Genomic DNA, 12,817 nt, shown 5'->3' with positions numbered 1-12,817 from the left:
CCACTGTTTTTATCTGCTTCTTCTGATTCTTTTTTTTTTTGTGTTCTTGTTGGTTGTTTTTTGTTTATTAGTGTGTGTTGTCGCACTCTGAGCGCTCAGAGTGCGACTACACCTACGTTCAGTCGTCCGGCGCCGGCGCCCAGCTACTCGTGCGCCGACCAGAACGCCTCCAGCTCCGCGTCCAGCGCCGGCGCGACCTGCATAGGCAGGGAGTGCGTGGTGTCGGGCCAGACCTTGACCTGCGCGTCCGGGATGAGCCGTGCCTTCTCGGCCGCCGCCTCGCCGCCGGCGAGCGACGAGTCGCTCGCGATCGCCACGTACACCGGCATGGGCAGCGCCCTCAGGTCGGCGTCGCTCAGAACGGAGGGGCTGGGCAGCCCCGACGAGCTGTAGCTCTTGGAGCCGACGGCGATCATCCGGGCCAGCGGGTCGTCGGGGTCCACCTCGTCGTCCGACACGCCGCCGATCCGGTTCAGCGCGGACTCGCGCCAGGAGTCCGGGAAGAACGGCAGCGAGACCGGGATGGTCGTGAGGATGACCGACAGCGGCATCATGCCCAGCGTCATGACGGGCTCCAGCAGGGTGAGGCTGGCCAGGCGGTCCGGGTGGCGCACCGCCACGGCCGCCGCCAGCCCGCCGCCCTGGGAGTGCCCCACCAGATGGACCCGGTCGAGGTCCAGCCCGGCCATCGCCTCGTCCACCCAGCGGGCGGAGTCGGCCATGTCGCGCAGCGGGACCGCCTGCTCCGACAGGCCGGTGTCGCCGAGGGTGTCGAAGGCGTAGACGGTCCGGTGCTCGACGAGGTCGGGCAGGTTGTCGCTCCACATCGGGGTCGCGGCGGACCTGCCGGGCAGCAGGACGACGGGGGTGGCGTCGTGCCGCCCGGCGTGCACCCAGGCGTAGGCGCGGACCGTGCCGAAGCTCGTGGTCACGTCGTGCGTCGCGGTCGGCTCGGGCAGGCGGCCGAGCGCCTCGGCGTACGCGTCGTCGTACGCCCGGCGGTCCTCGGGCGTGCGGAAGTGGCCGACGCCGGGGCCGCCCGCCGCGATGAGCAACGCCAGCCCGCTGGTCGAGACCACCGCGGCGACGGCGAGCAGGACGGTCGGCCAGCGGCGGCGCTTCGGGCCGTTGGTTGAGGTGCGCATCGGAGGTCCTCTCGGGGCCGGGCGGTTTTGCAATACGATCGCATCGTAACAGGTAACGATGCGACCGCATTGCTATCCTGACCGCATGCCGAGAGTCGTGGACCATGAGGAGCGCCGCTGGGAGATCGTCCTCGCGCTCTGGCTGGTCATCGCCCAGCACGGGATCGAGGGCGTCAGCCTGCGCCACGTGGCGGCGGAGGCCGGTGTCTCCATGGGGCGCATCCAGCACTACTTCGGCACCAAGCACGCCCTCGTCCTGGCCGGCTGCACCGCCCTCGTCGACCGCGCCTACGGCGGGTACCAGGAGACCGCCGACGCCGCTCCGCGCGAGCGCCTGCTGCACGTGATGAGCCAGCAGATCCCGCGGGACGACGCCGGACGCATGGGCGTCAGCGTCTGGTACGCCTACGTGGCCAAGTCGATCAACGACGCCGCCGTCCGCCAGGTGCTGGCGGAGGCGCGGCGGGGCGCCGAGGACGAGTGCGTGCGGCTGATCCGCGCAGCCCGCGACACGAGCGCCGAGGAGGCGCTGACGCAGGCCCGGCGGCTGCTGGCGCTCGCCGACGGGCTGACGCTGCGGGTGCTGGTCCGGGACCTGGAGGCCGCCGAGGCCCTGGTGATGCTGGAGGCGGAGGTCGGGCGGGTGTGACGTGGCCGGGCGCCCGGGCCCCGGGTGCGGCTCTCAGTCCGTGCGGTCCGGACTGCCGAAAAGATCGCCGAACGCCTCCTCCGCCTGCCGCGCGACCTCGACGTCCCGCGCCAGCCGGGCGCTGCGGTCGACCGGCCCGTCCCAGGCGCGGGGGTCCCGGGCGGGGCCGTCGAGGAGCCCGCGCCGGATCCAGCCCAGGACGAGCTGCGGCGCCGGGACGCCGCTCCGGGCCGCCGTCGTGGTGAGCAGGTCGCCGTCGGCGTCGGACAGGTCGACGACGACTCGCCGTCCGTCGACCTCGACACGCGAGCAGGAGCCGCGGGTGGTCATGGGTGCTTCCGATCGGAGGTCGTCGGGGAGGGGTGCGGCCGCCTCGGTGCCTGGGGCCGAGGCGGCTGTGCACAGCCTGCCGCGTGCGCCCGCGGGGGCGCGCGCCGGGCCGGGAATCAGTGCGGATACGCAACGCCCGCCCGCGACCTCGTACGCTTTTCCCGTGAGTCAGCCCGCTTCCGCCCAGCCCGACACCGCGCGCCAGGACACCGAGACCCCGCTCGACCTCTCGGGGTTCCGGACCAAGCCGGTGTCGTTCGTGCGCCGGTCCGGCCGCCTCACGGACAAGCAGAAGCGCCTGTGGGCCGAGCGCCGCACCACCTACGTCGTCGACGTGCCCCGGGCGATCGCGCGCACCTCCGTGCACCCGGAGTACGTGCTCGACGCCGCGGCGCTCTTCGGGCGCACCGCCCCGCTCGTGGTCGAGATCGGCTCGGGGCTGGGCGACGCCGTCGTCGGCGCGGCGTCGACCGATCCCGGGCGCGACTACCTCGCCGTCGAGGTCTACCAGCCCGGGCTGGTGCACACGATCGCGCGCGCCGAGCGGGCCGGGGCGGCCCTGGGGCAGGACGGGCTGCCGAACCTGCGGCTCGTGCAGGCCAACGCGGCCGAGCTGCTGGAGACCACCGTCGCGGCCGGCACGGTGGACGAGCTCTGGGTCTTCTTCCCCGACCCGTGGCACAAGGCGCGCCACCACAAGCGCCGCCTGGTCACCGCGGAGTTCGCGGCGCTCGCGGCGCGCGTGCTGCGGCCCGGCGGGAGGCTCCGGCTCGCGACCGACTGGGCCGAGTACGCCGAGCAGATGGTCGAGGTGCTGGAGGCCGACGAGGACCTCGTCAACGCGCACGGTCCCGGCGTCCTGGCGCCGCGGTTCGAGCGCCGCGTGCTGACCGGCTTCGAGCGCAAGGCGCACGACGCCGGGCGGGAGATCGCCGACCTGGAGTACGTGCGCCGCTGACGTCGCGCTGACCAGGTGCTTCCCCGGGGCGGGTGGCAGATACCGTTCGAATGTAACGACTTGGTCAAGTCAGGAAACGCGCCGTCTGAACCGTTTGCCCCCGGCGTGTGAGGTACGGCACATTGGGCCGGGTGCGAGATGCGCACACCGGGCCGCGGCAGAGCGCGCGCCCCCATGAGCCAATGGAGGCGTCATGAGTGACGTACAGGCAGCAGGGCCTGCCGAAACCGATTACCAACGTGTCGAGCGATCGGACGAGTTCCAGAGCCTGCGCAGGGCCTTCCGGAACTTCGTCTTCCCGATGACGGCGCTGTTCCTCGTCTGGTACCTCCTGTACGCCCTCATGAGCACGTACGCGCACGAGTTCATGAGCATCCGCGTGTCCGGCACCATCACGGTCGGGCTGGTCTTCGGGCTGCTGCAGTTCGTGTCGACGTTCGTGATCACCACGCTGTACGCGCGCTGGGCCAACAACAAGTTCGACGCCCGGGCGCAGGCCCTGCGCGAGGAGATCGAGGGGGGCGAGCTGTGAACGGGACAGTCATGGCGGCGGAGGCCACGAACGTCGGCAACACCTGGGTCAACATCGGCATCTTCGCGGCGTTCGTGGTGGTCACGCTCGTCGTCGTCTTCCGCGTCTCGCGGCAGAACAAGAGCGCCGCGGACTTCTACGCCGGCGGCCGCAACTTCACCGGCACGCAGAACGGCACCGCGATCGCGGGCGACTACCTGTCCGCCGCGAGCTTCCTGGGCATCGCGGGCGCCATCGCCGTCAACGGGTACGACGGCTTCCTGTACTCCATCGGCTTCCTCGTCGCGTGGCTCGTCGCGCTGCTGCTGGTCGCCGAGCTGCTGCGCAACACGGGCAAGTTCACGATGGCGGACGTGCTGTCGTTCCGCCTCAAGCAGCGGCCGATCCGGCTCGCGGCGGCGCTGTCCACGCTCGCGGTGGTGTTCTTCTACCTGCTGGCGCAGATGGCGGGCGCGGGCGGCCTCGTCGCCCTTCTGCTGGGCATCACCGACAAGGCGGGCCAGGGCCTGGTCATCGCCGTCGTCGGCGCCCTGATGATCCTGTACGTGCTGGTGGGCGGCATGAAGGGCACCACCTGGGTGCAGATCATCAAGGCGACGCTGCTCATCCTGGGCGCCGGCGCCATGACCATCTGGGTGCTCGCGCGCTTCGGCTTCAGCCTCTCGGCCGTCATGCAGGAGGCCGTGAACATGGCCGGCGAGAACGGCGAGGCGATCCTCGAACCGGGCCTCCAGTACGGCGCCACGGCGCTGTCGCAGCTCGACTTCCTCTCGCTCGCGCTGGCGCTGGTGCTCGGCACCGCGGGCCTGCCGCACGTGCTGATGCGGTTCTACACGGTGCCGTCGGCCAAGGAGGCCCGGAAGTCCGTGGTCGTCGCGATCTGGCTGATCGGCATCTTCTACCTGTTCACCCTGGTGCTCGGGTACGGCGCGGGCGCGCTGGTGGGCCCCGAGGCGATCCTCGCGGCGCCGGGCGGGCAGAACTCGGCGGCACCGCTGCTCGCGTTCGAGCTCGGCGGCGAGATCCTGCTCGGCATCATCGCGGCGGTCGCCTTCGCGACCATCCTCGCGGTGGTGGCCGGCCTGACGATCACGGCGGCGGCGAGCTTCTCCCACGACATCTACGCCTCGATCATCAAGAAGGGGCAGGTCTCGCCCGACGGCGAGGTCCGCGTGGCCCGCTGGACCGTGGTCGTGATCGGCATCATCGCGATCATCGGCGGCATCTTCGCCAACGGGCAGAACATCGCGTTCCTCGTGGCGCTGGCGTTCTGCGTCGCGGCGTCGGCGAACCTGCCGACGATCATCTACTCGCTGTTCTGGAAGCGGTTCAACACGTCCGGCGCGCTGTGGAGCATCTACGGCGGCCTCATCTCGACCGTGGTGCTGATCATCTTCTCCCCGGTCGTCTCGGGCAAGCCCGCGGACCCGGTCACCGGGCTCAGCAAGTCGATGATCAGCAACCCGGCCATCGACTTCCACTGGTTCCCGCTCGACAACCCGGGCATCGTGACCATCCCGCTCGCGTTCGTGCTCGGCATCGTCGGCACCTACCTGAGCAAGGAGCGGTCGCACCCGGAGAAGTACGCCGAGATGGAGGTCCGTTCCCTCACGGGCGCAGGCGCGGAAAAGGCCACCGCACACTGACCCACCCTCTTCGTTGAGTGCTGGCTATTTGTTGCTCTGCGGGCCTCAGGCCCGCAGATAGCCAGCACTCAACGAAGGGCGGGGCGGCGGACGGCGTCGTCGATCGCCGGGGCGAGTGTCGGCCAGCGGAAGGCGAAGCCCGCGGCGGTGAGCCGCTCGGGCAGCACCCACCGGCTCTTGAGCACCAGCTCCGCCTCGTTGCGCAGCACCCACACGGCGGGCTCCAGCAGCCAGCGCGGCGCGGGGATCCCCAGCGGCATCCGGGTAGCCCGGCGCAGCTCGGCCATGAGCGTGCGGTTGTCGGCCGGGTTGGGCGAGGCGAGGTTGACCGGCCCGGAGATCTCGTCGTGCTCCTCCAGGAACCGGACGGCGCGCAGCACGTCGTCGACGTGGATCCACGAGAACTTCTGCCGGCCGCCGCTGTGGTGGATGGGCACCGGACCGCCGGTCGGCGAGTCGCCGATGCCGCGGTAGCGGCGGTGCTGGAACCACCAGCCGTCGAGCTGCGGGCCGCCCACGCCGAACCGTGCCAGCCGCGCGAGCATGTCCGACGCCGGGCCGCCCAGCACGATCGCCATGCGCAGGGCGACCCGCCGGGTCTCCGGCAGGCGCCCGGCGAAGAGCTCGTGCTCCCAGCTCCGCGCGACGTCCACCGAGAATCCCGCGCCGAGCTCGCCGTCGTCCTCGGTCTGCGGGCGGTCCAGCGCGTACCGGTAGATCGTCGCGGTACTCGCGTTGAGCCACAGCCGCGGGGGACGGGCGGAGGCCACGACCGCCTCGTGCAGCTGCCGCGTGGTCTCGACCCGCGACCGCAGGATCTCGTCGCGGTTCCGGTCCGTGTACCGGCAGCCCACGCTCTTGCCCGCGAGGTTGACCAGCAGGTCGGCGCCGTCGACCACGTCCCGGAGGGCCGCCGGGTCGTCGGACCACCGCACGTCGGGTCCGTCGCGGCCGACGCGCGCGACCTCGTACCCGCGTGACGTGAGGTCGTCGACGAGCGCCCGCCCGATGAACCCGGTCCAACCCGCCACGACGGCCCGCTTCGCCTCGGTCATGCGCCGCAGCGTATCGCCCGCCCCTCCGGGCGACCGTTGAGTGCTGGGTATTTGCGCTTCAGACGGCTCTCGAACCGCAAATACCCAGCACTCAGCGGGAGGGTTCTAGGCGGATGACTACCGACTTCGAGGCCGGGGTGTTGCTCTGGTCCGCCGTGTGGTCCAGCGGGACCAGCACGTTCGTCTCCGGGAAGTACGCCGCGGCGCAGCCGCGCGCCGTCGGGAACGAGATGGCGCGGAAACCCTCGGCGCGGCGCTCGCCGATCGAGCCGTCGGGCCCGGGCCACTCGCTGACCAGGTTCACGGTGTCGCCGTCGGCGAACCCGCCGGACGCCAGGTCGTCCGGATGGACGAACACGACGCGCCGGCCGTTCTTCACGCCGCGGTACCGGTCGTCGAGGCCGTAGACCGTGGTGTTGAACTGGTCGTGGGAGCGGACGGTCTGCAGCAGCAGGCGGCCCTCCGGCACCTGGACGATCTCCAGCTCGTTCACCGTGAAGTTCGCCTTGCCCGTCGTCGTCGGGAAGAGGCGGGCGTCGCGGGGCGGGTGGGGCAGCACGAACCCGCCGGGCTCGGCGACCCGCCGGTCGAAGTCCTCGAAGCCCGGGACCACGCGCGAGATCGAGTCGCGGATCCGGGAGTAGTCGCTCGCGAACTCCTCCCACGGCGTCGGGTCCTCCGGGCCGAGCACGCGCCGGGCCAGGTCGCACAGGATGGCGGTCTCGCTGCGCAGCGCGTCGGAGACCGGGGCCAGCCGCCCGCGCGACGTGTGCACCACGCTCATGGAGTCCTCGACCGTGACGACCTGCTCGCGCCCGCCCGTCATGTCCCGCTCGGTGCGGCCGAGGCACGGCAGCACCAGCGACCGCCTGCCCGGGAGCACGTGCGAGCGGTTCAGCTTGGTCGACACGTGCACCGTGAGCGGCACCTCGCGCAGCGCGGCCTCGGTGACGGCGCTGTCCGGCGTGGCCGCGGCGAAGTTGCCGCCCACCGCCATGAAGACCCTGAGGTGCCCGTCGCGCAGGGCCCGGACCGTGTCGACGACGTCGTACCCGTGGGCGCGCGGCGGCTCGAAGCCGAACTCCGTGGACAGCGCGTCCAGGAACAGCTCGGTGGGGCGCTCCCAGATGCCCATGGTGCGGTCGCCCTGCACGTTGCTGTGCCCGCGCACGGGGCACGCGCCCGCGCCCGGGCGGCCGACGTTGCCACGCAGCAGCAGGAAGCTCACGACCTCGCGGATGGTCGCCACGGCCTGCTTGTGCTGGGTCAGGCCCATCGCCCAGCAGACGATGATGCGGTCGGCGGCCTTCACGTCGTCGACGAAGGCCTCGATCTCCGCCCAGTCCAGGCCCGTGGCCCGCTCGACGTCGGCCTGGTCGACGGCGCGCCAGGCGGCCGCCGCCTCCGGGAAGCCCGAGGTGTGCTCGGCGATGAACTCGTGGTCCAGGACCCGCTCGTGCCCGGTGATCCGCGCCTCGTCGTCGGCCTCGACCAGCAGGCGGTTCACGGCCTGGAAGAGGGCCAGGTCGCCGGCGAGGCGCACCTGGAGGAACCGGTCGGCGAGCTTGGTGCCCTGCCCCACGACGCCGCGCACGCGCTGCGGGTTCTTGAACGTCTGCAGCCCCGCCTCGGGCAGCGGGTTGATCGCCACGATCCGGGCGCCCCGGTCCTTGGCCTCCTCCAGCGCGGTGAGCATGCGCGGGTGGTTGGTCCCGGGATTCTGGCCGACGACGACGATCAGGTCGGCGTGGTCGGTGATGTCCTCCAGCGACACGCTGCCCTTGCCGATGCCCAGCGTCTCGACCAGCGCGGTGCCGGAGGACTCGTGGCACATGTTCGAGCAGTCGGGCAGGTTGTTGGTGCCGAGCTTGCGCGCCAGGAGCTGGTAGAGGAACGCCGCCTCGTTGCTGGTGCGGCCGGACGTGTAGAACGCCGCCTGGTCCGGGCTGTCCAGGCCGCGGAGCTCGGCGGCGACCAGGTCGAGGGCCTCGTCCCAGGACACCGGCCGGTAGTGGTCGGCGCCCTCCTCGCGCAGCATGGGCTCGGTGATCCGGCCGGACTTGCCCAGCCGGTGGTCGGTCCAGGTCGCGAGCTCCGAGATCGCGTGCTCGGCGAAGAACGCGGCGTCCGCGCGCTTGCGGGTGGCCTCCTCGGCCACCGCCTTGGCGCCGTTCTCGCAGAACTCGGCGAGGTGCGGCTTGCCCGGCTCCGGCCAGGCGCAGCCCGGGCAGTCGAAGCCGCGCTGCTGGTTGATCAGGGGCAGCGTGCGCAGGCCGCGGCTCACGCCCGCCTCCTCGAAGACGTGCGCCAGGCCGTGGACCACCCCCGGCACGCCGGCTGCCGCCGTCTTGGGCGGCCCGATGCGCAGGCTCTTCTCGGGGGCGTCGGTGCGGGCCTCGTCGCTCACGTCGGTCACCCTTCCGACCCTACGCCGGAGTCGACCGCCTGTGGAGGCTGTGGACATATCGGTCGCGGCAGGGCCTGTGGAAGAGGCCGTCCGAGGTGCAAGACTGGCGGTATGGGAGTCGTCACCGACCGACGGCGCGTGGTGCGCGTCCGCGAGGGCGCCCGCGCGGCGCGCCCCGACACGCTCGCTGTCGAGGAACCGCTCATGGTCCGCCTGGTCGGGCCCGGCGATCTCGTCAGCCGGGCGCGGCCGCTCGGCGCGGTCCCGGGCGGCGTCGTGCCCGTGGGCGGTCTCGTCCCCGCGGGAGGTGCGTTGCCGGACGGCGTCCTGCCGGGCGCGCGACCCGCCGGGACCACCCTCACCATGACGATGCGGACCCCGGGCGACGACTTCGACCTCGTCGCCGGCTGGCTGGTCTCGGAGGGCGCCGTCACGGCCCGCGAGGACGTCGCCGGGATGCGGCTGTGCCCCGACGAGGACAACACCGTCGAGGTGGCCCTCGCGCCCGGCGTCGAGCCCCCGCGGCAGCGGGCCTTCGCGACGACGAGCGCGTGCGGGGTGTGCGGGTCGGACACCGTGGTGGAGGTGCGGGCCGCGCTGCGCTGGCCCGTCGCACGCGACGCCGTCACGGTCGGTACCGACGTGATCGCCGCTCTGCCCGACCTTTTGCGGGAGCGCCAGCGGGCCTTCGACCGGACCGGCGGCCTGCACGCCGCGGGCCTGTTCACCGCCGACGGCGAGCCGCTGTACGTGCGCGAGGACGTGGGCCGGCACAACGCCGTCGACAAGGTGGTGGGGGCCGCCCTGCGCGACGGCGCCCTGCCCGCTGCCGGGACGGTGCTCCAGGTCAGCGGGCGGGCGTCGTTCGAGCTGGTGCAGAAGGCCGCGCGGGCCGGGATCCCGGTGCTGTCCGCGATCTCCGCGCCGTCGACCCTCGCGGTGGACCTGGCCGAGGAGTGCGGCCTGACCCTGCTGGGCTTCGTGCGCGGCGAGTCGATGAACGTCTACACGCGGGCGGACCGGCTGCGCTGAGGCGTCGCGGCCGGTGCGACCCGGCGGGCGAGGAAGGCCGCCGCGCTGTCCATGGCGTGGGCCGCCGTCGGCTCGGTGGCGTGGTGGTGCTGGAAGACGTGCGCGCTGCCCGGGTAGACCTCCAGCGTCACCTCGACGTCGGCCGTCGCGGCCCGCGCGGCCAGGAGCGTGCTGTCGTCGAGCAGGACCTCGGCGGAGCCGACCTGGAGCAGGAGCGGCGGCAGGCCGCGCAGGTCGGCGAGCACCGGGCTGGCCAGGGGGCTGCGAGCGTCCGCGGCGTCGGGCAGGTAGGTGGCCGCGTACTCCCGGATGTCGGCGGCGTCGAAGATGGGGTCCACGCTCTCCTTGCCGGTGAGGCTCGCGCCGGACAGCGTCAGGTCGAACCAGCCGGAGAAGGCGACGACGGCGGCCGGCAGCGGGAGCCCCGCGTCGCGGGCGGCCAGCACCGTGGCCAGCGCGAGCCCGCCGCCCGCGGAGTCGCCGGCGACCACGACCCGGGCAGGGTCGGTCTCGGCGAGCAGCGCCCGGTAGGCGGCCAGGCCGTCGTCGACCGCCGCGGGGAACGGGTGCTCGGGGGCGAGGCGGTAGTCGGGCGCCACCGCGCGCAGGCCCGTGCGGGCGGCGAGCGCCGCGGCCAGCGGCACGCCCGTGCGGGCGTCGCCGATCACGTAGCCGCCGCCGTGCAGGTAGAGCAGCACGCCGGCGTCGTCGTCGGCCTGCGGCCCGGCGATGTCCAGGGCCGGGACGCCGCCGAGCGTCGTCCCGGTCACGCGGGTGCCGTCCGGCAGCGGGAGCCGGCCGAACGACGAGTAGAAGGTGCGGAGCTCGGCGAGCGAGTTCTGGTCCATGGTTCCCCTCGGTGCGCGAAGATAGATTCCATGGAAGCCAAACAAGATTCCACGGAATCTATTCCTCGGGACGGGGGCGTGCTCGACGGCGCGCGGCTGCTCGACGACCTCGTCCGGGTCGAGGTCCGGCTCTACACGCTGCTCGACGCGCGCCTGCGGGCCGCGCACGGGCACGGGCTCGGCCGGTTCGACCTGCTGCGCGCCGTCGACGCGGTCCCGCGGTGCCGGGTCTCCGACGTGGTCCGGCGTCTCGGGATCACCGTCGGCGCGGCGAGCAAGGGGGTGGACCGGCAGGTCCGGGACGGGCTGGTGCGCCGGCAGGCCAACCCGGAGGACGGCCGGTCCTCGTTCCTGGAGCTCACGCCCGCCGGGCGACGGGTGCTGGACGAGATGCTCCCGACGCTCGACCGCGAGACGGCCGAGGTGCTGCGGGGCACGGGTGTGCCCGACGGCGACTTCGCGCGCCTGGCGCGGATCCTCGCGGCGGTGCGGGGCGGCCTGGAGGCCGGGAGCGCGAGGTGAGGAGGTCGCCGTCGGGCAGGAGGGCCTCAGCCCGTGAACAGCGGGATGACGCTCCGGACCGTCTGGAACAGCCCGTAGGCCAGCGGGACGGTCACCACGAGCCAGGTGAGGATCAGCCGCGGGACCTGGTTCGGCGGCTGCTTCGGCGTCCGCTCCTGGGTCTGCTCGACCATGGTCACACCTTCCCTTCGACGAACTCGTCCGTGCGGCCCGGCCGCTCGTGGAACCGGGCCGCGACCGGCCGGACCAGGGCGTTGGCCACGAAGCCGACGGCGAGGACGGCCACCATGGTGAACAGCGCGGGCCGGTAGTCGGCGGCGACCAGCTCGCCGGGCGTGCCCTGGGCGTCCAGGAACCCGTTGATGATCAGCGGGCCGGCGATGCCCGCGGCCGACCACGCGGTGAGCAGGCGGCCGTGGATGGCGCCCACCTGGAAGGTGCCGAACAGGTCGCGCAGGTACGCCGGGACGGTGGCGAAGCCGCCGCCGTAGAACGAGAGGATCACGGCGGCCACCAGCACGAAGATCACCGTGGACGTGTGACCCACGGTGGCCAGGAGCACGTACAGGATCATCCCGACGCCCAGGTACATGACGTAGATGGGCTTGCGGCCGATGTAGTCCGACGTGGAGGACCACACGAAGCGGCCGGCCATGTTGAACAGGGACAGGAACGCCACGAACCCGGCCGCCGTCGCCGGCGCGACGGACGAGACGCCGTCCACCCGGAAGAAGTCCTGGATCATCGGCGCGGCCTGCTCCAGGATGCCGATACCCGCGGTCACGTTGCAGAACAGGACGGTCCACAGGAACCAGAACTGCGGGGTCCTGATCGCGTTCGCCGCGGAGACGTTCCCGGTCGAGACCAGCGGCTTGGCCGCGACGGCGGCGGCGTCGAACCCGGCGGGCGTCCAGCCGGGCGGCGGCACCTTCACCGTGAACACGCCCAGCATCATCACCAGGAAGTACACGATGCCGAGGGTCACGAAGAGCGAGGTGACGGCGCTGCCCGACGCCACGGAGGTGGGGTCGGTGGGGTCGTAGCTGCTGTCGTAGGCGGCCATGAGCTGGCGGGACAGGGGCGAGGCGATGAGCGCGCCGCCGCCGAACCCCATGATCGCCATGCCCGTGGCCAGGCCCGGCCGGTCGGGGAACCACTTGATCAGCGTGGACACCGGCGAGATGTAGCCGATGCCGAGCCCGATGCCGCCGATGAACCCGTACCCGAGGTAGACGAGCCAGAGCTGCGACGTCGCGATGCCGAGCGCCCCGACGAGGAACCCGGAGGCCCAGAAGCACGCCGAGGCGAACATGGCGGCGCGGGGCCCGGCGCGCTCCACCCACGTGCCCAGCACGGCGGCCGAGAGGCCGAGCATGACGATGGCGATGGAGAAGATGACGCCGATCGCGGTGAGGCTGGTCTCGAAGTGGGCGACCAGCGCGCTCTTGTAGACGCTGGTGGCATAGGCCTGGCCGATGCACAGATGGATGGCGAGCGCGGCCGGCGGGATGAGCCACCTGCTGTAGCCGGGCTTTGCCACCGTGTGCTCCCGGTCGAGGAACGACAGTGCCATCAAGCACCTCCTCGTGCTCAGGGGATCAGGTCGCAGTAAGTGCGGTTTCTCCCGTTTGCGTGGGCACGCTACTGGCGCTGGATGCCCGGGTCAATGGTCGACGGCGGCGCGCCTCACCCC

At 72.3% G+C, this 12,817-nt stretch carries 13 protein-coding genes; 6 read left to right on the top strand and 7 right to left on the bottom strand.

The window, feature by feature from the left end:
• Positions 1 to 143: 143 nt before the first annotated feature.
• Positions 144 to 1,145 (bottom strand): alpha/beta fold hydrolase, encoded by a 1,002-nt coding sequence (locus tag ACFWEJ_RS20165; protein WP_377230975.1) that lies wholly within the window; start codon positions 1,143 to 1,145, stop codon positions 144 to 146.
• An 85-nt stretch (positions 1,146 to 1,230) separates the two neighbouring features.
• Between ACFWEJ_RS20165 and ACFWEJ_RS20160 the strand changes: the two genes are divergently transcribed.
• Positions 1,231 to 1,794 carry a TetR/AcrR family transcriptional regulator gene (locus ACFWEJ_RS20160; protein ID WP_377230974.1) on the top strand — a complete coding sequence of 188 codons (564 nt, stop codon included), beginning with the start codon at positions 1,231 to 1,233 and terminating at the stop codon, positions 1,792 to 1,794.
• Between the two features lie 33 nt (positions 1,795 to 1,827).
• On the opposite strand, the gene ACFWEJ_RS20155 is transcribed toward ACFWEJ_RS20160, so the two are convergent.
• The gene (locus ACFWEJ_RS20155; RefSeq protein WP_377230973.1) at positions 1,828 to 2,124 is read right to left on the bottom strand and encodes a hypothetical protein; all 297 of its coding nucleotides are present in this window, start codon (positions 2,122 to 2,124) and stop codon (positions 1,828 to 1,830) included.
• Between the two features lie 163 nt (positions 2,125 to 2,287).
• Between ACFWEJ_RS20155 and trmB the strand changes: the two genes are divergently transcribed.
• The 3 genes from trmB (at position 2,288) to ACFWEJ_RS20140 (ending at position 5,260) form a co-directional block, all read left to right on the top strand.
• Positions 2,288 to 3,082, top strand: a complete 795-nt coding sequence (trmB, locus tag ACFWEJ_RS20150) for a tRNA (guanosine(46)-N7)-methyltransferase TrmB (RefSeq protein WP_377230972.1) — start codon at positions 2,288 to 2,290, stop codon at positions 3,080 to 3,082.
• A 193-nt stretch (positions 3,083 to 3,275) separates the two neighbouring features.
• Positions 3,276 to 3,614, top strand: coding sequence for a DUF485 domain-containing protein (locus ACFWEJ_RS20145; protein ID WP_377230971.1), 339 nt, complete (start codon positions 3,276 to 3,278; stop codon positions 3,612 to 3,614).
• Between the two features lie 11 nt (positions 3,615 to 3,625).
• A complete protein-coding gene (locus tag ACFWEJ_RS20140; protein ID WP_377230976.1) occupies positions 3,626 to 5,260 on the top strand; it encodes a cation acetate symporter in 1,635 nt (544 codons plus the stop codon).
• A 68-nt stretch (positions 5,261 to 5,328) separates the two neighbouring features.
• Here ACFWEJ_RS20140 and ACFWEJ_RS20135 read toward each other — a convergent pair whose 3' ends face one another.
• Together ACFWEJ_RS20135 and ACFWEJ_RS20130 are read right to left on the bottom strand one after the other, a co-directional pair.
• Positions 5,329 to 6,315 (bottom strand): epimerase, encoded by a 987-nt coding sequence (locus tag ACFWEJ_RS20135; protein ID WP_377230970.1) that lies wholly within the window; start codon positions 6,313 to 6,315, stop codon positions 5,329 to 5,331.
• Positions 6,316 to 6,406: 91 nt separating this feature from the next.
• Positions 6,407 to 8,731, bottom strand: coding sequence for an FdhF/YdeP family oxidoreductase (locus ACFWEJ_RS20130; RefSeq protein WP_377230969.1), 2,325 nt, complete (start codon positions 8,729 to 8,731; stop codon positions 6,407 to 6,409).
• A gap of 102 nt (positions 8,732 to 8,833) precedes the next feature.
• On the opposite strand from ACFWEJ_RS20130, the gene fdhD reads away from it, so the two are divergent.
• Complete coding sequence (gene fdhD, locus ACFWEJ_RS20125; protein WP_377230968.1) at positions 8,834 to 9,754, top strand: formate dehydrogenase accessory sulfurtransferase FdhD; 921 nt, start codon at positions 8,834 to 8,836, stop codon at positions 9,752 to 9,754.
• On the opposite strand, the gene ACFWEJ_RS20120 is transcribed toward fdhD, so the two are convergent.
• Positions 9,727 to 10,602, bottom strand: a complete 876-nt coding sequence (locus tag ACFWEJ_RS20120) for an alpha/beta hydrolase (RefSeq protein WP_377230967.1) — start codon at positions 10,600 to 10,602, stop codon at positions 9,727 to 9,729. The two genes, fdhD and ACFWEJ_RS20120, sit on opposite strands and share 28 nt — an antisense overlap.
• Positions 10,603 to 10,632: 30 nt before the next feature.
• Between ACFWEJ_RS20120 and ACFWEJ_RS20115 the strand changes: the two genes are divergently transcribed.
• Positions 10,633 to 11,124, top strand: coding sequence for a MarR family winged helix-turn-helix transcriptional regulator (locus tag ACFWEJ_RS20115; RefSeq protein ID WP_377230966.1), 492 nt, complete (start codon positions 10,633 to 10,635; stop codon positions 11,122 to 11,124).
• A gap of 26 nt (positions 11,125 to 11,150) precedes the next feature.
• Here ACFWEJ_RS20115 and ACFWEJ_RS20110 read toward each other — a convergent pair whose 3' ends face one another.
• Positions 11,151 to 11,297 carry a hypothetical protein gene (locus ACFWEJ_RS20110; protein ID WP_377230965.1) on the bottom strand — a complete coding sequence of 49 codons (147 nt, stop codon included), beginning with the start codon at positions 11,295 to 11,297 and terminating at the stop codon, positions 11,151 to 11,153.
• Positions 11,298 to 11,299: 2 nt separating this feature from the next.
• On the bottom strand, positions 11,300 to 12,697 hold the full coding sequence (locus ACFWEJ_RS20105) for an OFA family MFS transporter (RefSeq protein WP_377230964.1): 1,398 nt from the start codon (positions 12,695 to 12,697) through the stop codon (positions 11,300 to 11,302).
• Between the last annotated feature and the right edge of the window lie 120 nt (positions 12,698 to 12,817).

The organism is Promicromonospora sp. NPDC060204 (genome assembly GCF_042728455.1).
Taxonomy (GTDB): Bacteria; Actinomycetota; Actinomycetes; order Actinomycetales; family Cellulomonadaceae; genus Promicromonospora.
This window is presented reverse-complemented; position numbering and strand designations above follow the sequence as displayed.